Source organism: Actinoallomurus rhizosphaericola, assembly GCF_024055675.1.
Lineage (GTDB): Bacteria > Actinomycetota > Actinomycetes > Streptosporangiales > Streptosporangiaceae > Actinoallomurus > Actinoallomurus soli.
On the sequence record NZ_JAMXMW010000002.1, the window covers coordinates 662590 to 689029 of the forward strand.

General features: G+C 72.9%; 26 protein-coding genes. 11 read left to right on the forward strand and 15 right to left on the reverse strand.

Features of this window, described 5'->3' with window-relative positions; genetic code table 11:
• Window positions 1–68 precede the first annotated feature (68 nt).
• The 3 genes from NE234_RS07075 to NE234_RS07085 all read left to right on the forward strand — a co-directional run bounded on the left by NE234_RS07075 (window position 69) and on the right by NE234_RS07085 (window position 2397).
• The gene (locus NE234_RS07075; protein ID WP_252778043.1) at window positions 69–908 is read left to right on the forward strand and encodes a phosphoribosylaminoimidazolesuccinocarboxamide synthase; all 840 of its coding nucleotides are present in this window, start codon (window positions 69–71) and stop codon (window positions 906–908) included.
• A 449-nt stretch (window positions 909–1357) separates the two neighbouring features.
• Window positions 1358–1996, forward strand: coding sequence for a TetR/AcrR family transcriptional regulator (locus NE234_RS07080; RefSeq protein ID WP_252778044.1), 639 nt, complete (start codon window positions 1358–1360; stop codon window positions 1994–1996).
• Window positions 1993–2397 (forward strand): hypothetical protein, encoded by a 405-nt coding sequence (locus NE234_RS07085; protein WP_252778045.1) that lies wholly within the window; start codon window positions 1993–1995, stop codon window positions 2395–2397. Before NE234_RS07080 ends, NE234_RS07085 begins: the two co-directional genes overlap by 4 nt.
• Here NE234_RS07085 and NE234_RS07090 read toward each other — a convergent pair.
• From NE234_RS07090 to NE234_RS07110, 5 genes are all read right to left on the reverse strand, one after another.
• Window positions 2375–3400, reverse strand: a complete 1026-nt coding sequence (locus NE234_RS07090) for a C40 family peptidase (RefSeq protein WP_252778046.1) — start codon at window positions 3398–3400, stop codon at window positions 2375–2377. The two genes, NE234_RS07085 and NE234_RS07090, sit on opposite strands and share 23 nt — an antisense overlap.
• Window positions 3401–3409: 9 nt before the next feature.
• The gene (locus tag NE234_RS07095) at window positions 3410–3721 is read right to left on the reverse strand and encodes a hypothetical protein (protein WP_252778047.1); all 312 of its coding nucleotides are present in this window, start codon (window positions 3719–3721) and stop codon (window positions 3410–3412) included.
• A 130-nt stretch (window positions 3722–3851) separates the two neighbouring features.
• Window positions 3852–4391, reverse strand: coding sequence for an RNA 2',3'-cyclic phosphodiesterase (gene thpR / locus NE234_RS07100; RefSeq protein ID WP_252778048.1), 540 nt, complete (start codon window positions 4389–4391; stop codon window positions 3852–3854).
• Between the two features lie 92 nt (window positions 4392–4483).
• The gene (locus NE234_RS07105; protein ID WP_252778175.1) at window positions 4484–5728 is read right to left on the reverse strand and encodes an MFS transporter; all 1245 of its coding nucleotides are present in this window, start codon (window positions 5726–5728) and stop codon (window positions 4484–4486) included.
• On the reverse strand, window positions 5725–6081 hold the full coding sequence (locus tag NE234_RS07110) for a MarR family transcriptional regulator (RefSeq protein ID WP_406566956.1): 357 nt from the start codon (window positions 6079–6081) through the stop codon (window positions 5725–5727). The genes NE234_RS07105 and NE234_RS07110 overlap by 4 nt, the downstream gene beginning before the upstream one ends.
• 391 nt (window positions 6082–6472) lie before the next feature.
• On the opposite strand from NE234_RS07110, the gene NE234_RS07115 reads away from it, so the two are divergent.
• Window positions 6473–6724 carry a DUF2530 domain-containing protein gene (locus NE234_RS07115; protein WP_252778050.1) on the forward strand — a complete coding sequence of 84 codons (252 nt, stop codon included), beginning with the start codon at window positions 6473–6475 and terminating at the stop codon, window positions 6722–6724.
• A 37-nt stretch (window positions 6725–6761) separates the two neighbouring features.
• On the opposite strand, the gene NE234_RS07120 is transcribed toward NE234_RS07115, so the two are convergent.
• From NE234_RS07120 to NE234_RS07130, 3 genes are all read right to left on the reverse strand, one after another.
• Entirely contained in the window at window positions 6762–7229 is a 468-nt protein-coding gene (locus tag NE234_RS07120; protein ID WP_252778051.1) for a Rossmann-fold NAD(P)-binding domain-containing protein, read from the reverse strand.
• Between the two features lie 104 nt (window positions 7230–7333).
• Window positions 7334–10312, reverse strand: coding sequence for a sacsin N-terminal ATP-binding-like domain-containing protein (locus NE234_RS07125; protein ID WP_252778052.1), 2979 nt, complete (start codon window positions 10310–10312; stop codon window positions 7334–7336).
• A gap of 143 nt (window positions 10313–10455) precedes the next feature.
• Window positions 10456–11268 carry a DUF3027 domain-containing protein gene (locus NE234_RS07130; protein WP_252778053.1) on the reverse strand — a complete coding sequence of 271 codons (813 nt, stop codon included), beginning with the start codon at window positions 11266–11268 and terminating at the stop codon, window positions 10456–10458.
• Window positions 11269–11328: 60 nt separating this feature from the next.
• On the opposite strand from NE234_RS07130, the gene NE234_RS07135 reads away from it, so the two are divergent.
• Window positions 11329–12732, forward strand: coding sequence for an MFS transporter (locus NE234_RS07135; protein ID WP_252778054.1), 1404 nt, complete (start codon window positions 11329–11331; stop codon window positions 12730–12732).
• 37 nt (window positions 12733–12769) lie between these two features.
• Here NE234_RS07135 and NE234_RS45025 read toward each other — a convergent pair whose 3' ends face one another.
• Complete coding sequence (locus NE234_RS45025) at window positions 12770–13156, reverse strand: cold-shock protein (RefSeq protein ID WP_252778055.1); 387 nt, start codon at window positions 13154–13156, stop codon at window positions 12770–12772.
• 272 nt (window positions 13157–13428) lie between these two features.
• Here NE234_RS45025 and NE234_RS07145 point away from each other — a divergent pair, with 272 nt between their 5' ends.
• Window positions 13429–15423 (forward strand): zinc ribbon domain-containing protein, encoded by a 1995-nt coding sequence (locus tag NE234_RS07145; RefSeq protein ID WP_252778056.1) that lies wholly within the window; start codon window positions 13429–13431, stop codon window positions 15421–15423.
• 14 nt (window positions 15424–15437) lie between these two features.
• Here NE234_RS07145 and NE234_RS07150 read toward each other — a convergent pair whose 3' ends face one another.
• Entirely contained in the window at window positions 15438–16061 is a 624-nt protein-coding gene (locus tag NE234_RS07150) for an HAD family hydrolase (protein WP_252778057.1), read from the reverse strand.
• Window positions 16062–16435: 374 nt separating this feature from the next.
• On the opposite strand from NE234_RS07150, the gene NE234_RS07155 reads away from it, so the two are divergent.
• Both NE234_RS07155 and NE234_RS07160 read left to right on the forward strand, forming a co-directional pair.
• Entirely contained in the window at window positions 16436–16789 is a 354-nt protein-coding gene (locus NE234_RS07155) for a hypothetical protein (protein WP_252778058.1), read from the forward strand.
• Window positions 16790–16969: 180 nt separating this feature from the next.
• On the forward strand, window positions 16970–17587 hold the full coding sequence (locus tag NE234_RS07160) for a TetR/AcrR family transcriptional regulator (protein WP_252778059.1): 618 nt from the start codon (window positions 16970–16972) through the stop codon (window positions 17585–17587).
• Between the two features lie 30 nt (window positions 17588–17617).
• On the opposite strand, the gene NE234_RS07165 is transcribed toward NE234_RS07160, so the two are convergent.
• The 3 genes from NE234_RS07165 to NE234_RS07175 are packed head-to-tail and all read right to left on the reverse strand — an operon-like array spanning window position 17618 to window position 19717.
• Window positions 17618–18490, reverse strand: a complete 873-nt coding sequence (locus tag NE234_RS07165) for an ABC transporter permease (protein ID WP_252778060.1) — start codon at window positions 18488–18490, stop codon at window positions 17618–17620.
• Window positions 18402–19226: an ABC transporter ATP-binding protein gene (locus NE234_RS07170; protein ID WP_252778061.1), complete on the reverse strand. Its 825-nt coding sequence runs from the start codon at window positions 19224–19226 to the stop codon at window positions 18402–18404. Before NE234_RS07170 ends, NE234_RS07165 begins: the two co-directional genes overlap by 89 nt.
• On the reverse strand, window positions 19223–19717 hold the full coding sequence (locus NE234_RS07175; protein WP_252778062.1) for a MarR family winged helix-turn-helix transcriptional regulator: 495 nt from the start codon (window positions 19715–19717) through the stop codon (window positions 19223–19225). The genes NE234_RS07170 and NE234_RS07175 overlap by 4 nt, the downstream gene beginning before the upstream one ends.
• Before the next feature lie 260 nt (window positions 19718–19977).
• On the opposite strand from NE234_RS07175, the gene NE234_RS07180 reads away from it, so the two are divergent.
• Both NE234_RS07180 and NE234_RS07185 read left to right on the forward strand, forming a co-directional pair.
• Window positions 19978–21231, forward strand: a complete 1254-nt coding sequence (locus NE234_RS07180) for an MFS transporter (RefSeq protein ID WP_252778063.1) — start codon at window positions 19978–19980, stop codon at window positions 21229–21231.
• 66 nt (window positions 21232–21297) lie between these two features.
• Entirely contained in the window at window positions 21298–23634 is a 2337-nt protein-coding gene (locus tag NE234_RS07185; RefSeq protein WP_252778064.1) for a helicase-associated domain-containing protein, read from the forward strand.
• Window positions 23635–23713: 79 nt separating this feature from the next.
• On the opposite strand, the gene NE234_RS07190 is transcribed toward NE234_RS07185, so the two are convergent.
• Complete coding sequence (locus NE234_RS07190) at window positions 23714–24151, reverse strand: pyridoxamine 5'-phosphate oxidase family protein (protein WP_252778065.1); 438 nt, start codon at window positions 24149–24151, stop codon at window positions 23714–23716.
• A 145-nt stretch (window positions 24152–24296) separates the two neighbouring features.
• Entirely contained in the window at window positions 24297–25049 is a 753-nt protein-coding gene (locus tag NE234_RS44170; protein ID WP_305886665.1) for an AraC family transcriptional regulator, read from the reverse strand.
• 78 nt (window positions 25050–25127) lie between these two features.
• On the opposite strand from NE234_RS44170, the gene NE234_RS07205 reads away from it, so the two are divergent.
• Window positions 25128–26378 (forward strand): MFS transporter, encoded by a 1251-nt coding sequence (locus tag NE234_RS07205; protein WP_252778066.1) that lies wholly within the window; start codon window positions 25128–25130, stop codon window positions 26376–26378.
• Window positions 26379–26440: the final 62 nt, after the last annotated feature.

The following is a 26440-nucleotide window of genomic DNA, read 5'->3' on the forward strand; positions in this document are numbered from 1 at the left end:
GAACCGATACGTTCTGATTAGCGGGTGAGTCGGCCCGAGCGGGGCCGCGGGTGAGATTGTGAGAGCACATGGAGCTGGTGCATTCGGGCAAGGTCCGCGACGTGTACGCGGACGGCGACGACCTGATCCTCGTCGCGACCGACCGGGTGAGCGTGTACGACGTCGTGCTCCCGACGCCCATCCCCGACAAGGGGAAGATCCTGACGCAGCTGTCGCTGTGGTGGTTCGAGCGGCTCGCGGACGTCATGCCCAACCACGTGATCTCCGCCGACGACGTCCCGGAGGAGTGGGCCGGGCGGGCGATCCGCTGCCGTCGGCTGGAGATGCTGCCGGTCGAGTTCATCGCCCGCGGCTACCTGGTCGGCCTGGGCCTGAAGGAGTACCAGAAGCAGGGGACGGTGTCCGGAGTGCCGCTGCCGCCGGGGCTCGTCGAGGCGTCGCGGCTGCCGGAGCCGGTGTTCACGCCCACCACGAAGGCGACGTCCGGGCACGACGAGTTCATCACGTACGACGAGGTCGCCCGGGAGATCGGCGCGGAGACCGCCGAGCGCCTCCGCGACGCGACCCTGGAGATCTACCGGCGCGGGGCCGAGATGGCGGCCGAGCGCGGCATCATCATCGCCGACACGAAGCTGGAGTTCGGCCGCGCGCCGGACGGCACGCTCGTACTGGCCGACGAGGTGCTGACGTCCGACTCCTCCCGGTTCTGGCCGGCGGACGAGTGGGAGCCGGGCCGGCCCCAGCACTCCCTGGACAAGCAGTTCGTCCGCGACTGGTCGGCGACGGTCACCGACTGGGACCGTACCCCGCCCGGCCCGCCGATCCCGGACGACATCGTCGCCGCGACCCGTGCCCGCTACATCGAGCTGTTCGAGAAGCTCACCGGCCGCACGTGGAGCACCGGCTGACCCGCTGGACGCGCGTGTTCGGCGAATCATGTGCTGGTCGATCTGTGACTGCGCCGGGCAAGGGAACGGTACGGCCGGCACCGGTCGGGCAGAACGGTCCGCCCGCCAGGTGGGCGCGTTTCTCGTGCCGTCTACCCAGAGGAGACGAATTCTCCTCTGGGTAGACGGCGCTGGAAGACGACAGGCACCCCCGCGTGCCGCGTTGCGGAGAGTGCCCGTTATCTCCTCGGGATGGCCGCGCGAAGTCGTACCGGATGCTCGGCGAAGGCATCGCCCGTGGCGCATAGGCGATGGCCGCCGGCGGCGACGAACGTGGCGGTGGTGGCCAGGAGCGTGCCCGGAGGCCGTCGGAACCGTTGTCACGGGGGCCGGCCTCTTGCCACCAGATCCGGCAGTCCGTACATTTTGAGCAGTTGCTCAAACCGGGCGCTCAATGGGTTGGGAGTGGCATGGCCAGAGCCGGAAGACGGTCTGCCAGGCCGTCCGGGAGTCCCAGCTCCGCGGAGACGCGCGCCGCGCTGCTGAAAGGGGCCGTCGCGGCGCTGCGTGAGCGAGGTTTCGCCGGGGCCAGCGCGCGGGAGATCGCCCAGCGTGCGGGCTGTAACCAGGCGCTGATCTTCTACCACTTCGGTTCCGTGGCCAAGCTGCACCTGGCCGCACTGGACGCCGTCAGCCAGGCCCGCCACGAGCGCTATCAGGCGATGGTCGAGGAGTCCAAGAGCCTCGGTGACCTGGTCCGGGCCGCCAGGGCGGTGTTCGACGAGGACCTGGACCACGGGCACGTGACCGTGCTCGTCGAGATGATCGCCGCCGCGCAGTTCACCCCCGGCCTCGGCCCGGAGGTCGCCGCCCGCATCCGCCCCTGGCGCGCGTTCGCCGCCGACAGCATCCGGGACGCGCTCGCAGGCTCCCCGGCCGCGCGACTGCTCCCGCCCGAGGAACTCGCCCACGCGGTCGTGGCCCTGTACGTGGGGCTGGAGATGCTCGCCAACCTCGAGGGAGAGCGCGAGCCCGCCCTGGCCCTGTTCGACCGTGCCGGGAAGGTCGCCTCCGTGCTCGATATCTTCCGACGAAAGAAGAAGACATGACCGGCAACAGGCGCGACCGGCTGATGTTCACCGGCTGGCTCCTGATCGGGGCCTGCTACCTCCTCGGCCTGCTGAGCATCCTGTCGATAGGGATCTTCATCCTGCCCGTCACCATGGTGGGCACCGTCGCGCTGGCCACGCGCCGGGATACCCAGTGGGGCCTGCCCGGCCTGGTCTCCAGCGCGAGCCTGCCGCTGTTCCTGCTCACGTACCTGAACCGGCACGGCCCCGGCACCCACTGCACCGTCTCGGCCGACGGCGGGAGCGCCTGCACCGAGGGGCTGCTGGACCCGTGGCCCCTGCTGGCCGGCGGCCTGCTCTTACTGATCGCCGGGGTCGCGCTGTTCCACCTCCTGCGGAGGCGGCGTCCGGCGCGCGTCAGCGCACGCCCGGGCGGGTGAAGCCGACGTACCCGCCCGGATAGTTCTTGTAGCTCTCGATCTTGACGTGGTCCCCGGTGTGCGGCGCCACGATCATGGTGCCCTTCGCCGGGTCGAGCACGATGCCCACGTGACCGGGGCCGGTGCTGCCCATGTGGAAGTAGACGAGGTCGCCGGGCTGCTCCTGGCCGTCGGGGATGCGGGGCCCGGCCGCCCACTGGCGGTCGGCGGTCCGGGGGATGTCGATCCCGGCGGCGTGGTAGGCCTGGGAGGTCAGGCCCGAGCAGTCGAAGGCGTTCGGGCCCGCGGCACCGTAGACGTACGGATCGCCGAGTTGCTTGAGCGCGTAGTCCAGGACGGCCTTGGCCCTGGGGTTCGGCGCGTTGCTCAGGGCGTTCGGCGGCACCGGGATGTCGCCGGGTGAGTGCCCGTAGTCGACCGGGGCCGGCGGAGCGTACGTGGTGCCCGGGTTCGGCGACCCGCCGTTGGGCGCGCTGGCGAGGGTGGTGGTGCGCGGCGGCATCAGGCCGTTCAGGGTGGACGCGACCTTCTCGTCGGCCGCCTTGGCCCCCGCCACCACTTGGCGGATGGCCTTCTGCAGCTGGTCCTTCCGCTTGATCAGGGTGTTGAGACGCTGGCCGTCGACCCGCGAGAGGACGTTGTGGGGGTCGGTGATCGTCCCGTCGGAGCGAACTTCGAATCCGAGGCCCTCCGCCTGGTCGCGGAGTGAGATCAGGGCGTTGTGCGCCCGCGCGAACGTCGCGTAGGCCTCCTTCAGGCACGCCTCCACCCGGCGCAGGGCGGCTGCGGAGTTCGCCGCCCGTACGTGGGCCGCGGTCACGAACGAGTGCGCCTCGCTCGACGCGAGTCCGTCCCAGCTCTCGGCGACCGTCGTCGTGATCGACGCGAGGCTGTTGGAGTGTTCGTGGACGGCGGTCGACCACTTGTTCCAGCCCTCCGCGCTGTCCTTCCACATCTCCGGTTGCGCGGTCAGCAATTCCTGGTACGTGATGTCCGAGCCCATCGCGTCCCCTCAGACCTGCTCGGCGGGCGGCGCGGCGCTTTGCGCTCTTCTACGCCCCAGGTCCTCGGTCGTGGAATAGGAGGCGTGCGTCTGGTGGAACCGCTGGCCGACGTCGTGGCCCTCCTCGACGTGCCCGTTGAGATGGGTCGCCCAGGCGGAGGTGCAGGCGTTCAGCGCGGCGTTGGTCGCCCATCCCGGATGGTGGTTGCAGGGCGGAAGGTGCGCGTCGAGCTTTCCGGCCAGTATCTCGGCGGCCTCTCGGGCGTCCCGCGCCGCCAGCCGCAGCGCGTCGAACGTCACGTCGAGTGGCTGTTCGTCCATGTCGACCCCGTGGTTGGTTCGGTCCGAGCCGTCCCTTACTGATCTCACTATCGCGCGTCATCCCGGCGGATAACAATCTTTCTGCCGATGTCGGCCGCGCTGCAGACGGCGACGGCGGCGCCCGTACGGCTCACGCCAGCGGCCAGGCGCCGAGGGTCTCGTAGCGGGCCCGGGGGCCCAGGTGGCTGCGGACGAGGTTGATCTCCTCGGCCGTCCACGGGCTGCCCTCGTAGCCGCGCAGTTCGGCCACGAGGGAGCGCAGGTCCAGCGGATCGCGGGCGCGGGCCATCGTCAGGTGCGGGTGGAAGCGCTTGTGCTCGTCCACGTCGACGCCCTCACGGCGCGCGGCCGCGACGCAGGAGTCGGCGAGGCGGCGCAGGTCGGCCTCGACACCGGTCCACAGCACCCGCGCGGAGGCGGGGCGCGGGAAGGCGCCCGCCCCCGCGAACGCCAGTTCCCGGCGCGGATGCCGCCCGGCGGCTCGTTCGAGCCGGGGCAGGATGCGCGGCACGACCTGCTCGTCGACCTCGCCGTAGAACGCGAGCGTCACATGCCAGGACGGCCGGCGCGTCCACCGCAGGTCCGGGTGGGCGGCGCGGTGCGGGGCGAAGGCGGCCTCCACCTCGTCGAGTACGTTCGCCGGGGGCAGCAGCGCGACGAAGAGCCTCACGCAGCCAGCCTCTCACCTCGCCGCACGTGTCTCCCCCGGCCGGCCGTACCCACGCCGATAGGACGGCCGGACCCACGCCCGTACCGGCTCGGCTATCGCGTCGCGAGGAGCTCGCGCAGCCGGGTGCCCCGTACGGCGTTGAGGGCCGGACGCGGCGCCATGACGGCGATGACCCCGAGGACGGCGACGAGGGAAACGATGCCGCCGATGATCAGGCTCGAGCGTGCCCCGAAGATCTCGGCCAGCCAGCCGATGAGCGGTGAGCCGATCGGCGAGCTGCCCGCGAACACGAGCATGTACAGGCCCATGACCCGGCCGCGCATCTCCGCCGGAACGCTGAGCTGCATCACGGCGTTCGCGGCCGTGTTGAAGGTCAGCAGCGCCATGCCCGTGGGCACCAGCAGGACGAGGAAGGAGATGTAGTCCGGCATCAGGCCGGTCGCGATCTCCAGGACGGCGAAGGCCGTCGCGGCCAGGAACAGGAGCCGCATCCGCAGGTTCCTGCGGCGGGCGGCCAGCAGCGAGCCCGACAGCGCGCCGACGGCGAGCGCGGTCGAGGCCAGGCCGAACGACGACGCGCCGCTGTGGAACACCTGGCGGCTCATCAGCGCGGTGGTCATCTGGAAGTTCATGCCGAACGCCGCGACGAACAGCACCATGAGCAGCACCATGACCAGGTCGCGGCGCTGCCGGACGTAGCGCAGCCCCTCGCGCAGCTGACCCTTGGCCCGGGGAACCGGTGCCTTGAGGTGGAGCTCCTCCTCGCGCATCAGGTACAGGCCGAGCAGCACGGCGCCGAAGGATCCGGCGTTGACGAGGAAGACCGGGCCGGTGCCGATGGCGGCGATCAGCACGCCGGCGACGGCCGGGCCGAGGATGCGCGCCATGTTGAAGATGGCGCTGTTCAGTGCGATCGCGTTGGAGAGGTCGGCGGGCCCCACCATCTCGACCGCGAAGGTCTGCCGGGTCGGGTTGTCCACGACGGTGGCCAGGCCGAGGCCGAACGCCAGGGCGTACACGTGCCAGACCTGGGCCGTGCCGGTGACCGCGAGGATGCCGAGGCCCAGGGCGAGCATGCCCATCACCGCCTGGGTGACCATGAGCACGCGCCGCTTGCGGTACCGGTCGGCCAGCACCCCGCCGTACAGCCCGAACAGCAGCAGCGGCAGGAACTGCAGGCCGGTGGTGATGCCGAGCGCCGCGCCGCTGCCGTGGGTCAGGTCGAGGACCAGCCAGTCCTGTGCGACCCGCTGCATCCAGGTGCCGGTGTTGGAGACGACCTGACCGGAGGCGAACAGCCGGTAGTTGCGGTTGCGCAGCGACCGGAAGAGGCTCAGACCTTGCTGAGGCGTTCCAGGATCGGCGCCGCCTGGCGCAGGATCTCCTGCTCCTCGGGAGTCAGCTCCGCCAGACGCTGGGCCAGCCACGCCTCCTTGCGGCGCCGCTCCTCCTTCAGGAGCCGCTCGCCCTCCTCCGTCACGCTCAGGATGACCTGACGCCGGTCCGTCGGATGCGGACTGCGCGTCAGCAGGCCCCGCTCCTCCAGCGCCGCGATCACTCGGGTCATCGAGGGCGGTTGCACCTTCTCGTGCTCCGCCAGCTCCCCGGGGGTCAGTGCGGCGTGCCGCGAAACGGCGCCGAGCGCGGCGAGTTGGGTGACACTCAGGGACTGCCCCGCCTGAGCGCGCATCCGTCGCGACAGCCTGCTTACGGAGACGCGCAGGGCGGCTGCCAGTCCCGCACGGCTTCTGGTCTCTGAAGTTGGCATGTTCTTTAGCATGAGTCATTACTTTTGCTAACGATACGCGCATGTCTCGTATTCCGCAATCTCGTTAGCGAAGCGAACGACTCTGCCCTCCTCCCGGAGAACGGCACAACGTGCCACGATCACCGAGCCCGGCCGTCGACGAACCGCCCCCGGCGAGCACCTGCCCGGAAGGTAACGCACCAGATCACCGCGCAACAGCCCAGGACCCGACAAAACCGGCGGAAACCCCACGGGTCCCCGCGAACACGCGCGCCGCCGCGCGCACCGGCCCTGACGATCGCCGTGATCATCGGAGCCGGTTACGCTGACTGACATGAGTCCCGAGCGGCGTCACGTCCCGGAACCGATCAAGACCAACGACGTTCTGACCGCCGCCGTCGGCGCGGCGGCGTTCGCCGTGGCGTTCATCGTGCTCCTGCTCGTCCCGCTGCCCGCCCGCGACCACTGGTGGCGCTGGGTCTGCGCGACGGGCTTCGCGATGGGCGTCTTCGGCTGCTGGTACATCCCGCGCCTGCAGCGGGCCCGCGAGGCCGCCGCCGCCCGCCGCCACGCGTCCGGCTCCTGATCGGTGACGCTCGGGGCCTACCGCGGGAGTCCCCCGTTCAGCGGAAGGCCGCGACGTTCCGGCGGGCCCAGTCCGCGAAGGTGCGCGGCGCGCGGCCGAGGACGCGCTCGACGTCGGGGCTGACGCGCCGCTCCCCGGGAGTCGGCTCGCCGAGGATGGCGAGGGTCGTCTCGGCGACCGGCTCGGGCATGAACCCCAGCATCTGCGCAAGGGCCTCGTCGCGGGTCTGCTCGATGAACCCGACGGACTCACCGAGTGCGTCGCCGATCGCCTCGGCCTGCTGCCGGGGCGTGACGAGCGCGGGCCCGGTCAGCTCGTAGACCTGCCCGGCGTGACCGTCCTCGCGCAGGGCGGCGGCGGCGACCTCGGCGATGTCGGCCGGGTCGATCGTCGGCAGGCCGACGTCGCCGAACGGCGCGGCGACGGCCCGCCGGGTGCGGACGGACTCGGCCCAGGCGTAGGTGTTGGAGTTGAAACCACCGGGCCGCAGGATCGTCCAGTCCATGCCCGACTGCCGGAGGGCGTCCGGGCGGGAACGGCCGCCTGAGATGCCGTTCCCGCCTACACCGAGTTCCTACCCCACTACACGATCGTAATCGTGGATGCGGTTCACCCGCCGAGATCCTCCTCGGCGAGGAGATCGGGCAGGTTGCCCGGTTCGCGCAGAGCGGCCTCGGTGAGCAGGCGATCCGGCCAGCGGTCGCAGGCCCAGGCCAGGCCGCGCGCCAGGCCCGCCGGGCCGCTCGCGTGCACGGTGCCGTCGGCGTACCACCAGGGGACCTCCTGGCCGTCCACGATCAGCCGATCGTGATGGACGTACGAGGCGGGCGCCTCGGGCAGCACCGCGCGCGCCGCGTCCGGCACCGCGCGCTCCTCCCCCGCCGACCCGATCACGCCGGGGACCTCGTCGCCGCCCAGGGCCAGGTCCAGCAGCTCGGCGACGTGGGGCGGCACGAACAGCAGCGGCTGGCCGCGCAGCAGCGGCAGCAGGTCGGGACGGTCGACGACGATGACGTCCTCGGCCGGAACGATCTCCGGCTCGCCGTTCACCAGGGCCCGTAGGTGATCCGGCGGCTCGACGTCCAGGTCCGTCTCGGCCAGCGCCGCCCACAGAGCGCGCAGCCGCTCCCTGGAGACCGTACGGGCCGGGTCGGCGAGGCGGTCGAGGAGCTCGGCCGGGCCATCCGGCTCGGCGAGCAGCGCCGCCACGGTGGTGCGCACGCCGAGCGCCGCGGCGATCCCCGGGTCCAGGCCCGGCGGCGCCGGGTCGTACAGGTCGGCCAGGTCCTCGCCCAGGCACAGCTCATCGGGGCGCCGGCCGTTCAGGACGGGATGCCGGCGGAGCCACCACGCGGTGTACGAGGGGGCGTCGACCTGGCGGCCGTCGGCGAGCACGACGCGGGCCGGTTCGACGACGGCGGCCCGCAGGTCCGGCTCGGCCAGCAGCCGGAACGCCCCCTCCCAGTCGGCGACGAACTCCAGATCACGGACCGCGGTGAACTCCGGGATGACGTAGCCCGCGCCGAAGCCCTCCGCCCACGGCTCCTCGTCGTCGAGATGGAACTCCGGCTCGATGACGTCCTCGGCCCGGACCAGCGCGAACGTCCGCAGCACCCCGGCGGCCTCCAGCACCTCCGCGCCGTACCGCTCGACCAGGCCGACGTCCGCGACCCCGAACGGGGCGTCGTCGGCGATCACCTCGGCCAGCGGCGCTCCTGGCAGCAGCAGCTCTCCGGCGGGGTACGGCTCGCCGTCGTCGCCGGGCAGCGCCAGCTCGGCCAGCCACGGCTCCTCCCCCGGCCGCAGATGGGCGCGGCGGACGAGGGTGAGGACGGCGTGCCAGATCGGCTCGGGGTCCTCCTCGTCGTACGACGCGGCGACCGCCGCGCGCGTCGCCGCGTCGGTGAGCACGGCCCGCGGGCCCGCCTCGACCGCGCCGAGCCGTAGCAGGAGCGGGTGCGCCGCCTCCGGGTGGACGACGCGCAGGCCGAGCGCGTCCAGGCCCTCCGGTTCGGTGACGAGGAGGCCGCGCGGCCCGCGAACGGTACGGCCGTCGGCGAGGGGTACGGGCAACCCGGCGAGCGCGTCCCGGTCGGCGCCGTCCAGCGCGGCGTACAGCCGCCGCCACCAGGCGGGCTCGCGGTCCAGCCCGGCGAGCGCGTCGGCGACGTCGGCGAGGCTCAGGCGGCGGACGCCGAGCGCGGCGAGGGCGGGATGGCGGGCCGGCCACCCGGCGGGCAGCAGACCGGGCACGACCTCCGACAGCACGCCGGGCAGCGCCGCGGGCCCGTCGACCACCACCGCGTCCCGCCCCCGAACCCGAACCGCCTCACCGCCCAGGCCACCGGGCTCGCGGCGCGGGTCGATCCGCTCTCCGCTCACGTCGCCCGGCGCTTCGCCGAGGCCGGCGTACGCTGCGGCGCGCGGGTCCTCGGCGACGGGCAGGAGCGGCAGGTCGGGGAGGCGGGCCAGGATGGCGCGGCAGATCCGGGCGTCGAGCTCTCCCTTGGCGACCGGGCCGGGCACGAGATCGAGGAGACGCGGGGTCGGCGGCAGGAGGGCGGTGTACGCCTCCGCCGCCCGCTCGACCAGGAAGTCGGTCAGCGGGCCGGGGGCGACGTGCCGCCGGTCGGGGGCCAGGGGGAAGGACGCGATGAGCAGCGCGGGCAGCCCCAGCGGCTCGTCGCTGGGCGTCGGCGCGTGGACGACGGCCGGCACGTCGTCCGGCAGCGGCTCGTCGGCGATCGCCCAGCGCACCTGCCAGTACGGCCGTTCCTCGACCGGCCGGTCCGCCAGCAACTCCGCCGTCACCGTGCCGTGGGCCTCGGCGGTGCGCCAGGTCGTGCCGTTCACGGTCACCGCGCCGGTCACGGCCCCCTCCGCCGGGCCGTCCCAGGTCGCGCGGAGCGTACGGACGTCGCCGTCCACGTCGATCGTGATCTCGGCGAGGGCCGGCAGGGACAGCAGGAGGGCCGGACCGGTCTCCGCCAGCAGCCGCCGGACCAGCGCATCGGCGTCCGCGTCGCGCAGCGGCAGCCGTACGAGCGTGTCGTAGCCCTCGGGCACGGGCCGGGCCGGTGCGGCGAACGGCAGCCGCAGGACCGGCACGTGGCCGCCGCGACGTCCCAGCTCGGCGGCGAGGGCGGGCACCGCCTCGGCGGCCGCGCGGGTCCGCTCGGCGGACCAGGCCACCGCCGGGCCGGCATCGGAGACGATGACGGGCTCGTCGCTCACCGCGACCACGGCGGCGAAGCCGACGCCGAACCGGCCGACCGCGTGGGTGTCATCGCGCTTGGCCGAGGCCCGGAGGGTGCTCAGCGCCTCGACCCCGGCGGCGTCCAGCGGCGCTCCGGCGTTGGCGGCGTGCAGGACGCCGTCCCGCAGATCGAAGCGGATCCGGCCGGGGACACCGGCGCGGGCGGCGGCGTCGGCGGCGTTCTGCGCCAGCTCGACGATCACCCGGTCCCGGTAGCCGCCGCGCGTGTGGTCCTCTTCGGCGTTGGCGTCCTCGCGGAACCGCGCCGGTGACGCGGTCCAGGCGGCCAGCACCCGCTCCCGGATCGCCGTGGTGCCGAACGGGTCGTCCATGTCCTGCCCTCTCCAGGCCGCCCTGTGCGGGCCGCCGGTCGGCTGCGATCAGCCGCGTGTGTCCGGCCGCACCTACCCGATGACCGGGCACACGTAGGCGGTCACGCTCGGCCGGTCGGCTGTGGCCGGGCGGTTGCGCCCGGTCAGCTGTGGCCGAGCGCCTCCTCCTCGGTCAGCGTGGCCGACGGCACGACGTCATAACCCATCTCGTCGACGATCGGAGGCGCGGCCTCGGTCGTGGGGGGCGCGACGACGGCCTCGGAGTGGGCGCCGCAGCCGTGATCGACGGAGACGACCCGGCCGTCGTCGGGGGCGTACTCGTTGGCGCACACCCCGAAGACCTGCCGTAGCGAGCCCGCGAGCGGCAGGAAGAACCCGCAGGTCGCGCACTGTGCGGGAGCGGAACGGGCGATCGGCGTGTCCGGGCCGTGCTCCCCGGAGTGCCACCGGACCGCGGCCTCCTCACGGCCCTCCGCGGACAGCACGCGGGCCTTGCCCAGGCCCAGCTCCCACCCGAGCTCCGCGCCGACCTGATCGGTCGGGGTGAATCCGGGCGCGAGGCGCGGGTCGTCCGGCGGCGTCGGCAGCAGGTCGCCGGGGCCGAGGTCACCGGGGCGGAGCCGGTCGCTCCAGGGCACCCACTCGGGCGCGAGCATGGCGTCCTCGCCGGGCAGCAGCACGCTCTCGCTGACGGTGGCGTGCTTGGCCCGGGCCGCCCGGACCACCGAGACGGCCCACCGCCAGCCGCGGTACGCCGGATCGAGGCAGGCGAAGTAGTGGGTGACGATTCGGTCCCCTTCGGCCACCCTGCCGAGGTGCTCACCGACGAACTCCGGCCGGGACGTCTCCTCGGCCGCCGCGCGTGCCAGATCGACGGCCTCGGCGGCGATGGCGTCGATCACGGGGGTACGGCTGCGCCGGTTGGCGGCCGGACTGGTGGAACGCACTGGACTCACATACACGATTGTCGCCCATGGACGGGCATGGGTTCGCCGCGAAGAGGCAGACTGGACGGCATGAGTTTGTGGTCACGTACGGGCGCCGCCGGGCGGGCGGTGCGCGCGGTGGCCCGGAGGACCGCGCGTGCGACGCGCAGAGCCACCCACGCCGGGGGCGCGGGCGGCAGCGGTCTGGGCGCGTTGATCGAGCTCAACGCGCTCAACAGCGCCGGTGACGCGCTGATCGCGGTGGCGCTGGCGGGCACGATGTTCTTCAATCTCGACGTTCAGCAGGCCCGCGGGCAGGTCGCGTTGTACCTGCTCGTGACGATGGCGCCGTTCGCGCTCGTCGCGCCGCTGATCGGCCCGGTTCTCGACCGCATGCGCCACGCCCGCCGGATCGCGATCGCCGGCACGATGCTCGCCCGTGGCCTGCTGTGCTGGGGCATGGCCGGGGCGGTCCTGCACAAGGACCCGGTGACGCTGATGCCGGCGGCGTTCGGCGCGCTGGTGCTGTCGAAGGCGTTCGGAGTCTCACGGAACGCCGTCACGCCGCGCGTGCTGCCTCCCGGCCTGGGCCTGGTCACCGCGAACGCCCGCGCCTCCTTCACCGGCGTGGTCGCCGCGTCCGTCATGGCACCGGTCGGGGCGGGCCTGGTCGCCGTGACCAACGCGGGCTGGGTGCTGCGCGCCGCCACGGTCCTGTTCATGGTCGGCGCGATCTCCGCCATGCGGCTGCCGTCGCACGTGGACACGCCGGCCGCCGACGCCGCGCCGGACCGGACCGAGGACGACGGCGGGACCGGCGAGGCCGGGGACCGTACGGACGGCCGGGGCCGGTGGCGGACCCTCCTGCGAGTCGGGCCGGTGGTCTCCGAGGCGATGCTGGCCAACGCGGCCCTGCGGGCGTTCGCCGGGTTCCTGATCCTCTATCTGGCGTTCCTGCTGCGGACCAAGGGCTTCGTGGACGCCGTCTCCCCGAACATCGCGCTGGGCATGCTGGCCGCGGCGGCGGGCGCGGGCGGCCTGGCCGGTACGGGCCTGGGCGCGCTGGTCAAGGAGCGGGCGCCACGGGCGATCCTGTTCGGCACGCTGCTGGCGGCGACCGTCACGGCGGCGGTCTGCGCGGCGTTCTTCGGGCTGATCGCCGCGCTCGTGGTGGCGTTCGTCGGCGCGCTCGGCCAGTCCCTGGGCAAGCTGGGGCTGGACGCGATCGTGCAGCGCGAGGTCGGCGAGGAGATCCGTTCGTCGACGTTCGCGGTGACCGAGACGGTGCACCAGCTCGTCTGGGTGGTCGGCGGGCTGATCGGGCTGGGCATGTCGATCGTGGCGGCCAACGGCCACGTCGCGCTCGCCGTGGTCGCGGGCGCGCTCGCGCTGTCGCTGGTCACCCTGGCCGCCCCGCGCAGGAGCCGCCGCGCCGTACGACGCCGCGAACGCGCCGCGGAGGGCGAGCCCAGCGTCGCCGACACCACCGCCTGACCCACGCGGACCTACCGCCGCCGGGACACCGCCGTGGCTACTGGGGGTCCAGGTCGTCCGCGACGGCGCGCAGGACCTCGCCGATCTTCTTGGCGACCCTGCCCTCGGGGTGCTTGCCCCGCCGGTAGGTGTTCGAGACGCCGTCGAGGAGTTTGATGAGGTCTTCGACGATCGGCACCATCTCGTCGGGCTTCTTACGCTTGGCCTTGACCACCGACGGCGGGTTGTCGAGCGTGCGGACGCTCAGCGCCTGCTGTCCCTTGCGGCCCTCGACGACCCCGAACTCGACGCGCTGCCCGGGTTTGAGCGAGGTCACGCCGCCGGGCAGCGCGGAGGAATGAACGAACACCTCACCGCCGTCATCGCGGGTGAGAAAGCCGAATCCCTTATCGGCGTCGTACCACTTGACCTTGCCAGTGGGCACAGGGGACCTCGTTGCTAGCTCTTGTCCGGGCGAGTTACGTCAAGGCTAACGGGTTTCCTTAGGGATCCGTGATGTCGCAGGACATCTCTCGATGGTGTCGATTTGCCGTGGTTGCTCACGATCGCGAAGCGGGTGTGCTGGGTGGCGATCCGCCGGTTGGGTGGGCGCTGTGACGGCCTGCGTTCGCTGGGATTTTCGAATGATCGAGCGGACGCTGATACAGGCCGCTACGGTGCGTGCATACTCGATCGCGTGTGGTCCGGTGGTGTCGTATGAACCGTAAGCTTCGGCTGGCCGGGGGTCAGGTCGCGCGGACCGCGACCGCCCGGGTGGTGTTGCGTGGTGGGGTGGCGGAACGGACCGGTGAGGTGGTATCGGCTCGGGTGGTGGCCGAGCGGGTGGGCTGGGCCGCGGACCTGGTCGCGGCGATGACCGCCGGTCTGCTGGCGGAGCGTTGGAACGCCGAGGATGTGGCGGTGCTGGCCGCCGGGGTGGATGCCGCGGGGCGTGTGTTGCCGTCGAATGCGTGGATGGCGTTGCGGCGGTTGGGCTGGGGAGTGGGCGTCCCTGAGGGGGTGCGGGTCAATGACCGGGTCGTGCGGATGGCCCAGGAGCAGGCCGGGCGGGTCCTGCGCGGGGCGCGGCATCGGGCGGAAGTGACCGCCGGGATCTTGAGAACGTGGCCTGCCGATCCAGGCCGGCGCGTGGCGGCCGAGTGGGACGCCGTCCGGGAGGCGATCCCGGACGGCCGGGCCCTGCCCAGCAGTGTGATCAAAGCACGCACCCGGCAGGTCACCGCGTTCGCCGCCAAGCGTGGGCGGCTTCCGGTCGATGTGTTCGAACTGGAAGAGGTGCCGCGCGCGGCGCGGATGCTGATGCTGGCCGCAGTCGACCGGCAGCAGGCCACCCTGGAACGCACCGACGACGACCCGTCCAAGGTGCTGCTGCGGCTGCAGTTGCCCACCCGCCCGGACCCGCGCACCTACGCCGACTGGTCCTGGGTGGCCTGCCCGATCACACTGCCGCCCACGATCCCGCCGGGTGCGGTGCTGCACCTGCCCACCCTGCGCCCACAGGCCCACAAGGTTCTCGGAGATCTGGCGTTCTCCCACCCCGTCCCCCAAACCCAAGCCAGGGATCACACGACGGCGCTGGGGGTGGACTGGGGCCTGAACACCCTGCTGTCCGCCGGGGCGTGCCGGGCGCACCCTGATGGCACGATCACCGCACTGGGGGCGGGGGCGATGTTCCGGGCCGCCGGGGTGATGGCCCGCCAGCACCGGCTACGCCGCCACAGCGAACGCCTGCAGACCAAAACCGACATTTACACCCGCCTCATCACCGGCCGGCCAGATCATCACCTGGCCGCCAAACACGCTGCCCTGAAAGCCGAACGCGAGCATGTGGCCGACCGCAGGTCGGGGTTGAACCACGCACTGGCCTGGTCGGCCGCACGCTGGGTCGTGGATCAGGCGATCACCTCGGGCGCGAGCGTGATCTATGTGGAGGACCTGCGGTCCCTGCAGGCCAAAGGCATGGGCCGCACCCTCAACACAAGGCTGTCCCAGGCCGTGCGCGGACAGATCGTCGCGAACATGCGGCACCTGGCCGCCGAGACCGGTATCGCCGTGGTCACCGTCCCGGCCCGCAACACCTCCAAACACTGCCCGCAATGCCTGCTGCCCCTGCGGCACTGCAAGGCACCCGACCGGCCCACCACCCCCGGATGGAAATGGGCGATCTGCCCCAACTCGGACTGCGGCTGGCAAGGCGACCGCGACCACGGCGCATGGCGGCGCATCGCCGCCCGCGGCCTCACCCACCAGACCCACACCGTCATCGACCGCGGCACCGGCCGCATGACCATTCCCCGCGTCATCGACACGCTCGAAACCTGTGCGGTCATCACCCCGACCGCGCCTTCTCCAGCCAGCGGGGATGACCGGTCCAAGACCGGACGCACCCCCCGCCGAACCACACGCCCCGCGCCCAGGCGACGCGGAGCACCCTCCACCCCCGAACCTGACGGATCGGCGGGTCAGCGTCCGGAGGGACACGCCCACACGGACCCCAGACCGCCCCGGGCGGCCTGCCGGCACCAGAGCGTGCACACGATTAGCTCAACCACCCACACCAGCCGGAACCATCCACGGCACCGGCCCAAAGGAGCGGCACTGGGCGCAGGCTTCCACCTCAACGCCCACGCCACCCCACCACGGTGGGCAGATCCCCCAATCACACCACTCGATGTGGCTACGGATCCCTGAACTGATCAGAGACGCTATTGCCTTGAGGGGGAACCAGGGCTGATCAGTTCGTTCAAAGTGTCCGGGAAACCCCGCAAATCGGGCAACACGATATCGGCTCCGTAGGCTCGGAGCGCCTCCGAATCGTACGGCCCGGTGGCGATCGCGACGCTGCGGGCGTCCGCCGCGCGGGCCGCGTCGATGTCGGCGACGTGGTCTCCGGCGTACGCCACGGCACCGAACCTCCTCAGCGCCTCGCCCTTGCCCGCGGCGTAGAAGCCGCCGGCCACCTCGTCGACGTTCAGGCCGAGGAAGCTCACGGTGGCCTCGGCGTCGTGCTGGTTCTTGGCGGTGACCACGATGACGCGCCCGCCCCGGGCCCGTACGGCGTCGACGGCCGCGGCGGCGCCGGGCATGGGCTCGGTACGAGGCACCGCGATCTCCTCGTAGACGGCGCGGTACCGGGCGGCCATCTCCGGGATGTGCTCGGGCGGGAACCAGTGGGCCAGTTCGAGTTCCAGCGGCGGGCCGAGCCGTGACACCACGGCGGCCAGGTCGATGAAGACCCCCGTCTCGGTCGAAAGCCGCTCGTAGACGGCGGCGATCGCCTCACGGGTGTCGGCGAGTGTCAGGTCCAGGTCGAATCCCACAGCGAGCACGCGCCATAGGGTACGTACCATGCCTGCACACGCGTGCCCGCGCCCTCCCGGTAGTGGCGATGCGACGGGATCCGAGTGGGAGGGCGCGGAGTCTGCGCGAAATCTGGACCTATTGGTTTGGTCACCGGCCGAGCCCGCATTAATTACAAGCCCGTAACTGCGGTTTCGTGTTGCGGATATACCCAGTGACCGCCCTCCGAACCACACAGACGTGGATCCGCTCCTGAGAGTAAGAAAACAAAATGGCGAGATGGCGTAGTAAGTCAGGGAATGTCGCCGAGGATTCCGGTCAGGACTCCGCCGAGCGGACCGTTCCGCAGTCCGAACCGGTTCCGGCCGCCGAGGCCACTTCCGCCCCCGCATCGCGGTCACGCGTGTCGCGGCCCGGCCCCGCTGCGCGCTCCGAACGGCGCCGGCCCGACGGCGAGGGGCTCCGGACCGGCCTGGGCAGGGCCACCGGCGTCCTGGCGACCCTGGTCGCGGTGGCGGCGACGGTCATCGCCGTGGTCCTGGCCCTGCACATCGCGTTCGTGGTGTTCTCGGCCAATCAGGCGAACCCGATCGTGCACCGGGTGAACGACTGGGCGCACGGACTCGCCTGGGAGTTCCGCGACATGTTCACGCCCAAGGACCGGCGGGTGGCGGTCCTGGTCGACTACGGGATCGCCGCCGTCGTGTACCTCATCGCCGGAAGGATCGTCGCGGGGCTGATCCGCCGGATTCGCTGAGTCCCGCGCCGCAACGGCAGGCCGATCTGCCGGATTCGCCGAGTCCCGCGCCGCAACGGCCGGGCCGATTCCCCGGACCCGCACTCGAACACGCCCGGCGCCATGCCGCATACGGCCGGTTCGCCGGACATCGGCCGGCCGTTCGATGGCCTACGCTCTTTCTCGGAGGAGCTACCGAAAATGCAAAGATCGACCCGAGAACGGATCGTCGCCGAGGCGCTCCGGCTCTTCGCCGAGCGCGGATACGCCGCGACGTCCGTCGCGGAGATCGAGGCCGCGGCGGGCCTGTCCCCCGGGGCCGGCGGCCTCTATCGTCACTTCCGCTCGAAGGAGGAGGTCCTGGCCTCCGCCGTACGCGAGCACATCACCCGTACGGCCGATCAGATCGCCAAGACCTTCGAACAGTCGGCGGCGATCCGCGAGCAGCCCCTGGCGGACCGGCTGCGCCTGGCGGCCGCCGCGGGCCTGCGCAAGATGCGGGAGGAGGCGGACCTCATCCGGGTCCTGTTCCGCGATCTCGACAAGTTCCCGGGTCTGGTGACCGAGATGCGCGAGGGCATCGCCAACCCCCTGTACGACCTGTTCGCCAAGTGGCTGTCCGGCCAGCCGGAGATGGCCGGGCTCGACGAGGACTGGGACGCCGTCGCGCTCGTGCTCGGCGGGTCGATCGTCAACTACTGGCTGGCCCAGGACGCCCTGTACGAACCGCCGAACCGCGTCGACGAGGACCGTTTCGTGGGCGGCTGGACCCGCCTCGCCATGGGCCTGGTCGGCACCAAGGCCGAGGCGGTCCAGTAGCCCCGGCGGTCCGCCGGTTCCCGGAGGCGCTCAGCGGACGAGGCGGCCCAGCAGCGCCGACGCGGCGGTGATCCCCGCGATCGCGGCCACCACGAGCACGCCGATGTCCAGGAGCAGGTGCCCCGGCGTGCCGATGAGCAGGTTCCGCAGGGCGTCGACCTCGTAGCTCAGCGGGTTGACGTGGCTGATCGCCTGGAGCCACCCCGGCATCAGGCCGACGGGGTACAGCGCGTTCGAGCCGAAGAACAGCGGCATCGTGATCGCCTGGCCGATGCCCATCAGCCGGTCACGCGACATGGCCAGCCCGGCGATGGTCATGGACAGGCAGGAGAAGAACGCGGTGCCGAGCATGACGACCACGATGACCCCGAGCCACCGCAGCGGGTTCACCGTCAGGGCGACGCCGAGGATCGCGGACAGCACGAGGATGGCGACGGCCTGCGCCAGCGAGCGCACCCCCGCGGCGAACGCCTTGCCGGTGACCAGCGCGGCCCGCGGGGTCGGCGTGACGAGCAGCTTGGCCAGCACACCCGCGTCCCGCTCCCAGATGATCTGGATGCCGTAGAAGATCGCGATGAACAGCGCCGACTGCGCCAGGATGCCCGGCGCGAGGTAGTCCAGGTAGGGCACCTTCCCCGTCGGGATGGCGCGGATCCTGGAGAACGTCTCCCCGAAGATCAGCAGCCACAGCGCGGGCTGGATCGCGCGGGTGTACAGCTCGGTCCGGTCGTGCCGCATCTTCTGCAGCTCGACGATGCACATCGCGGCGACCCGGGCGAGCAGCAGCCGCCAGGGGGCGCGAGCGGCCGGCGGTTCAGCCGAGCCGGCCGGCGGTGCGCCGAGTACGGCGCGCGTCGCGGAAGCCGTCTCCCGGCTCGTCGAGCCGGTCTCCGGTGTAGGCACGGAACACCTCCTCCAGGGTGGCGCCCGGTTCGAGCCCGGACTTGAGTTCGGACGGCGTGCCGAGTGCCTGCACCCGGCCACGGTGCATCAGCGCGATCCGGCCGCAGTGCTGGTCGGCCTCGTCCATGTAGTGGGTGGTCACCAGGACGGTCATGCCGGTCGCGCGGCGTACCTCCTGGATGCGCTCCCAGACGCCGTCGCGCGCGACCGGGTCCAGGCCGATCGTCGGCTCGTCGAGGATGAGCAGGCGCGGGGCGCTGACGAGGGCCTGGGCCAGCTCCAGCCGCCGGATCATGCCGCCGGAGTACGTCTGCGCGCGCCGCTCGGCCGCGTCGGCGAGCCCGACCGCGGCCAGGACCTCCTCGACGCGTTCCTTGCGCTGCCGGCGCGGCACGTCGAACAGGCGGGCGAACAGCTCGACGTTCTCCCGGCCGGTCAGCGCGGCGTCGGCGGACAGCTGCTGGGGCAGGTAGCCGATCGTCCGGCGCACGGCCATCCGGTGGCTCGCGACGTCGAGCCCGAACACCTCGACCATGCCGGGCCGCGCCGGCAGCAGCGTGGTGATCAGGCGGATCGTCGTGGTCTTGCCGGCTCCGTTCGGCCCCAGCAGGCCGAAGATCTCTCCTTCGGCCACGTCGAGGTCGACGCCGTCGACCGCGACCTTGTCGCCGAACGCGTGCCGCAGGCCCCGGCAGGTGATCGCCTGCCGATCGGCCGGTCCGCTCTCGCCGTTCATGTGTCACCCCCGTCGGATGATGGGTGTTCCGGTGCGCCGCTCGCCGGTTCCGCGAGGCTCGCGAGGAGACGGCGCAGGGCGGGCAGCGCGGCGGTGATCGAGGCCCGGTCCTCTTCGGACAGTTCGTCGAGGCGGGCGCCGACGAGCTGGGCCCGGCGGTCGCGGTAGGCCGCGAGGCGCCGGCGCGCCGCGTCCGTGAGCTCCAGCCGGGCGGCCCGGCGGTCGTCCGGGTCCGTCTCCCGGCGCAGCATCCCGGCGCGGACGAGCTGGTTCACCAGGGTGCTGACCGAGTTGTCGGCCAGCCGGAGCTCGCGGGCGGCCGCCGCCACGCTCGCGCCGGGGTTGCGGTCGACGACGACCATGAGCTCGATCTGGGCCGGGCGCAGGTCCGGTGGCGGTGCCGCTTCGCGCAGCCTGCGCCGCACGAGACGGCGCATCGCCATCGTCACGTCCATGAGGTCGCTCCCCAGCCGGACGCCATCGCTACCCATAAATCCGGATATTACCTCCTTAGCAGAGGTAATCAATCCGGCCGGGTCCCGTGGGGCCGGTGTGACCACTGGGGATGTGGCGACCAGGGAAGTGACCTCGACCTCTCCCGCCACTCGTCACGGACGGTAAAACGGACGCTCCATGGAGTGGCCGGTCATCAGACGTGGCCGGCGCGGTCCCCAGGCCCGGACCCCCCGCCCCGCCTCCGGCCCGCTTCGCCATCGGATCGGAGCGTCATGTCCGTACGAGAGGACCAGAAGTGATCGCCACAGTGCGGGGGTTCCTGTCCCTGGGCCGCCCCGCCAAGATCCTGCTGGTCAACGAGATCGGGGAGACCGCCGGCCTCCTGATGCTCGCGCCGTACCTCGCCGACCACCTCACGCACCACATCGGGCTGGCTGTCTGGCTCGTCGGCCTCGTCATGGGGCTGCGCCACTTCAGCGAGGGCGTGTTCGCCATGGGCGGCACCCTCGCCGACCGCGTCGGCTACAAGCCGGTGCTGACCGCCGGATGCGTGCTGGAGGCGCTGGCCTGCGCGCTGTTCGGCCTGTCCGCGGCGGTGCCCTGGCTCATCGGGGCGTCGATCTTCAGCGGACTCGCCCGCGCGCTCTTCGTCCCCTCACGGCGCGCCTACCTCGCCCAGGTCGAGGAGGAGCACAAGGTCGAGGCGTTCGCCCTGGCGGGCGTCTGCCGCCGGATCGGGGTGCTGGTCGGCCCCATCGCCGGCATCCCGATGATGCACCTGGGCTTCGAGGCGCTGTGCCTCACCTCCGCCGGGATCTTCGCCGTCCTGGCGCTGGTGCAGTGGCGGCTGCTGCCGCCCTGCCCCGGCACTCACCAGGGCTCGGACCGCCCGTTCTGGGCGGAGTGGAAGGAGGCGTTCGGCGACCGCGTCTTCATCGCCTTCGCCGCGACGATGTTCGCGTCGTACTCTCTCGTCTACCAGCTCGCGTTCGGCCTGCCCATCGAGGTACGCCACGTGTCCGGCGGGCGGGCCGGCATCACCGCGCTGTTCGTCCTGTCGGCGGTCCTCGGCCTCGCCGGGCAGGTCCGGCTCACGCTCTGGTGCGAGCGCCGCTGGACCCCCGGCCAGGCCATGGTGCGCGGCCTCGTCGTGATGGGCGTCGCGTTCGTCCCGCTGATGCTGCCACCCCCGCACGGCGGGACGCTCGTCCGGCTGTTCCCCGTCATGCTGTGCGCGGCGATCCTGACCGTCGGCACGATGATGGTGTTCCCGTTCGAGATGTCCACCATCGCCGACCTCGCCGGCGACCGCGGCGTCGGGACGTACTACAGCGTCAACAACCTGCTGTCCGGGGTCGGCTCCGTCTTCGGCAACCTGCTCAGCGCCGCCGCGATCGGCCTGTCCCACACGCTGAACCTGGCGGGCCTGCCATGGCTCGTGCTGCTGCTGCTCGCCCTGCTGTCCGCCACCGCGCTGACCTTCGTGAACAGGGGCGACCGGCTCTCCGTCGGCCGGCCGGCCCCGGCGGGGGTCGGCACGGCCCCGTGACGGACGTTCGGATTCGATCTCCCGGGCGGGACCATCAGGTCGTCATCCGCGAATACCGTTGTGGGCGTGAGCACGGACACCTACGCCGACTGGCTGCGGGCGCGCGACGACGAGGATCTGCGCGCCCTGTTCGCGGCCCGTCCCGAGCTGATCACCCCCGTGCCCGCGGACATGGGAGCGCTGGCCGCCCGGGCCTCCGCGGCATCCGCCGTGTCGCGGGCACTGGACCGCCTGGACCGGCTCGCGCTGAACCTCTTCGAGGCGGCCCTGGTCCTGCCCTCGCCCATCGCGTACGGCGACCTGCTGGCGGCCGTCTCCGCCGCGCCGTCCGACGCCGGCCCGATCCGGGAGGCCGTCGACCGGCTGCGCGGCCTGGCGCTGATCTGGGGCGACGACGACGCCCTGCGGGTCGTTCCCGGCGGCCGGCAGGTCGTCCCGCATCCGGCCGGTCTGGGCCCGCCCGTCCGGGAGGCGTTCGCGGCCTACCCGTCCGACCGCCTGACCGCGCTGCTCGACGACCTCGGCCTGGAGTCGGCCGAGGAGATCCCCGGCCGGGCCGGCGCGCTGATCGAAGACGCCGGCCCGGAGGCCAGGGCCGCGCTCGACCGGCTCACGTGGGGGCCGCCCGTCGGCCGGGTCGACGGCGCCCGGCGGCCCGTCACCCTCGCCACGGCCTCCTCCCCCATCGAGCGCCTCCTCGCGCGCGGCCTGCTGGCCGCGACCGACGACCGGACCGTGACGCTGCCCCGCGAGATCGGCCTGCACCTGCGGGGCGGCCGCGTGTTCGCCGAGCTGCGGACGGCGCCGCCGCCTCTCGGCGGCACGGCGCGCTCCGGCCGCCTGGTCGACCGGACCGCCGGCGGCCAGGCGTTCACCTTCGTGCGCACCGTGGAGGAGCTGCTCGACCGCTGGGGCGTCGACCCGCCCGGCGTGCTGCGCGGCGGCGGCCTCGGCATCCGCGACCTGCGGGCGACCGCGACCGCGCTGGACGTGCCCGAGTGGACGGCGGCACTGCTGATCGAGGTCGCGTACGCCGCCGGGCTGCTCGCCCGCGACGGGGACCACGACGGGCCCGCGGGCGCGTGGTGGCTGCCCACCCAGGCGTACGACCTGTGGCGGCTGCGCGACGTCGAGCGCCGCTGGACCGACCTGGCCTCCGCGTGGCTGCTCACCGACCGCGCACCCGGCCTCGCGGGCGAGCGCGACGACCGCGACCGGCTGATCAACGCGCTGTCCGACGAGGCCGTACGGGTGAGCGCCCCGCAGGTGCGCCGGTCCGTTCTCGGCGCCCTCGCCGACGCCAAGCCGGGCACCGCGCCGAACGCCGGAGAGGTCTTCGCGTACCTCGCCTGGCAGCAGCCGCGCCGGGGCGGCACCCTGCGCGAGCGTCTCGTCGGCTGGACGCTGCGCGAGGCCGAGGCGATCGGCGTCACCGGGCTCGGCGCGCTGTCCGGCCACGCCCGCGCCCTCCTGGCGGGCGGCGAGGCGGGCAAGGCGCTGGCCGCTGTGCTGCCCGAGCCGGTCGACCACGTGCTGATCCAGGCGGACCTGACGGCGGTCGCCCCCGGCCCGCTCGTCAGCGACCTGGCCCGCGAGCTGGCACTGGCCGCCGACGTCGAGTCGACCGGCGGCGCCACCGTCTACCGCTTCACGCCCACGTCCGTGCGCCGCGCCCTCGACGCGGGCCGTGGCGCGGCGGAGCTGATCGACCTGCTGAAACGCCACTCGGCGACGGACGTGCCGCAGCCGCTGACGTACCTCATCGAGGACGTCGCCCGTCGGCACGGCCGGCTGCGGGTCGGCATCGCCTCGGCGTACGTCCGCTGCGACGACCCGGCCGTGCTCGACGAGATCCTCGCGGACCGGCGCTCGGAGCAGCTCCGGCTGCACCGGCTCGCCCCGACCGTCCTGGCCTCCCGATCCTCACGCGGCGAGCTGCTGGAGTCGCTGCGCGCGCTGGGGTACGCCCCGGTGGCCGAGTCGCCTGAGGGCTCCGTCGTGATCACCAGGCTCGACGCGCGCCGCGCCGAGACCACCCACGGCACGTACGAGCCGGCGCACCACTCCCAGATCGGCGTCACGGGCCCGGACGCGTCGGTCGTGACCGCCGCCGTACGCGCGCTCCGGGCCGGTGAGCAGGCCGCGCGGACGACCGCGCCGGCCGGCGCGCCGCCGCGCTCCCCCGCGATGGCGATGGTCCAGCAGCTGCGTCAGGCCGCCGACCGCGGCGCCCGCGTGTGGATCGGCTACCTCGACCAGCAGGGGCAGGCGTCCAGCCGCATCATCGAGCCCGCGCGGGTGGAGGGTGGGTTCCTCACCGCGTACGACGCGACACGGGCCGCCGTGCAGCGGTTCGCCCTGCACCGCATCACCGGCGTCGCGGAGGTCGACGGCTCATCCTGATGCCCGGTCTCCGGGACCGCGCGGGCACCGCCGCGATCTCGAAGCCGAAGCCGGCGACCCGGTCACCCGGACCGGACGGTCACTCCGGGCGTTTGCCGAAGTCGGCGCTGCACCAGTGTTCCGGGCGGACGTGGAACAGCGCGAGGCCCTCGCCGTGCGTGCTCCGCAGGTACCGGTCGCCGAGTTCGGGGCCGAGGTAGCGGTGGGCCAGCTCGGCGCGCTCGGCCTCGCCGGCGGGCTCGTCGATGGCCGTGACCGGCCCCTCGACGGTGACGTACCGGTAGGGCGGGTCGTCGTTGTGCGCGCAGAGCGAGACCCGGCCCGCCTCCCTGATCAGCTCGGCCTTGCGGCTGGTCGCGCCGGTGACGAAGTACAGCTCACCGCCCGGCTGGTAGCAGTACCAGAGCGGCATCGTCACCGGCCCTCGGTCGCCGCCGTCGCCGGCGACGCTCAGCACGCCGATCCGCACGCCCGCCAGGAACGCCTGACGCTCCTCGACGCTCATCACCTGGCTCACGCCGGGAACCCTTACCGCGCCGCGCCCATCCCCAACGCCCGCCCCGGCAAAGTTTCCCGCGGGCTTTCGACGCCGATCTCGGCGCAAGCCCTCACCGCGAGCCCCGATACCCTCGTGCCTCGGCGCGGGCTCTCACCGGGAGCCGTCAGGGCCGGCCGGAGCCGCTCGCGTACCGGCCCGGGGTGACGCCGAACGCCTGCCGGAACGCCTCGATGAACGCGCTCGGGCTGCGGAAGCCGCTGGCCGCGGCGGCCTCGGTGACCGACGCGCCACCGGCCAGGAGCGTGAGCGAGTGGTGCAGCCGCAGCTGGCCGCGCCACTGCGGGAAGGTCATCCCGGTCTGCTCCCGGAACAGCCGGCTGAGCGTGCGCTCGGACGCTCCGACGGCCCGGCCGAGCTCCGCCAGCGTGCGCCGGTCCGCGGGGTCGTCGGCGAGGAGCGCCGTGAGGTCGCGCAGCCGGGGATCGGCCGGGGAGGGCAGGCGCAGGGCGAGCGACTCCACCCGGCACAGCTGGTCCAGGGCGACCGTCTCGAGGTTGTGCCGCTGCCGGCCGGTCAGGCCGGTGTCGTCGGTCAGCGCGACGATCACCTCGCGCAGCAGCGGGGTGACGGCCAGGACGGTGGGCTCGTCGAGGCGGAGCGGGTTCACCTCGGGCTCGAACAGGAGGGTGCGCATCTCGGTGCGGCCGTACGCGCGGTGGGAGTGCGGCACCGTGGCGGGGATCCACACGGCGCGGTGCGGCGGGACCACCCAGGTGCCCGCGCCGGTCGAGACCTCCAGCACCCCGCGGCTCGGATAGATCAGCTGGTGCCGGGCGTGGTCGTGCCAGTCGATCCGGCCCCCGGGCGGGAGCGCCCGGCTGGTCCATCCTTCGAGATCGAGGCGGGTCACCGACATTGACCGGCAGAATAGCGGAAGCCCGCCGAGCGCCCCGGCTCGCATCCTGTTGATCATGTGCTCCTCAGGACCTCGGCCATGACCGCCGCCGACGACGACACCCGTACCCTCGACCGGCCGTCCGGCGACCGGGCCGCCCGCCCCTCGCCGTGGCGCCGGATGTGGCTGTGGGGGGTCGCGCACGCGGTCGACGACCTCTACCAGGGCCTGGTGCCCGCGAGCGTGCCGTACTTCGTGCTGGACCGGCACTACGGGTACGTCGCCGCGTCCGGGCTCACCATGGCCGCGACGCTGGGCAGCGCGGTCCCCCAGCCGTTCATCGGCCTGGCCGTCGACCGCCTGCGGCTGAGCTGGCTCGCCGGCGCGGGCGTCGCGATCGCCGGGACGGGGCTCGGGCTCGCGGGCCTCGCCGGCTCGTACGCGCTCGTCTGGACGCTGATCCTGATCTCGGGGCTGGGGGTGTCGATGTTCCACCCGGCGGCGGGCAAGGGGGCCCGTGAGACGGCCGGCGACAGCGCCGCAGCGATGAGCGTGTTCGCGGCGGGCGGCAGCGTCGGCTTCTTCCTGGCACCGGTGCTGGCGACGCCCGCGCTCGTGTCGATGGGCGTCGGCGCGCTGGCGCTGTTCATCCCGCCCGCGCTGCTGGTCGGCTTCGTCCTGTTCCGGCGGCGGCACCGGCACCGGGCCGACGCCGCCGCGGCCGCCGCCCGTACGGGGACCGACCGCTGGCCGCCGTTCCTCGTGCTGACCGGCATCGAGGTCGTGCGGTCGGTGGCGTTCACCGGCGTCAACACGTTCATCGGGCTGTACTGGATCCGGCACCTGCACGCGTCGCGGGAGGTCGCGGGCGCGGCGCTGGCGTGCTTCCTCGTCGGCGGCGTCAGCGGAACGATCCTCGGCGGCCGCATCGCCGACCGGATCGGCCTGGTCCGCACGGTCCAGCTCGGCGGCGTCGTCGCCCTCCCCGCGCTGGCGGGCCTGCGCCTGATGCCGGGGCCCGTGCTCCCGCTGCTGTTCGCGGTGCTGAGCGGTGTCGCGCTGAACATCCCGTTCGCGGTGCTCGTCAAGCTCGGCCAGGACTACCTGCCGACGCGGCCCGGTACGGCCGCCGGGGTCACCCTCGGCCTCGGGGTCAGCGTCGGCGGCCTGATCGCGCCGCTGTTCGGCCTGGTCGCCCAGGCGTACGGGCCCCAGGGCGTCTTCGTGGCCCTGTGCGGGGTCCCGGTCGCCGCGCTCGTGCTGGGCCGGTTCCTCGTCGAACCGGGCGACGTTCTCGTGGAATCGGACGGCGTCCTCGTCGAACCGGGCGGCGGGTCGACGGACAATTGACTTCTAAGGCGGCAAGATGGAACCAAACGGTGATCGGATGAGTCCGACTTATCCGCCATGCT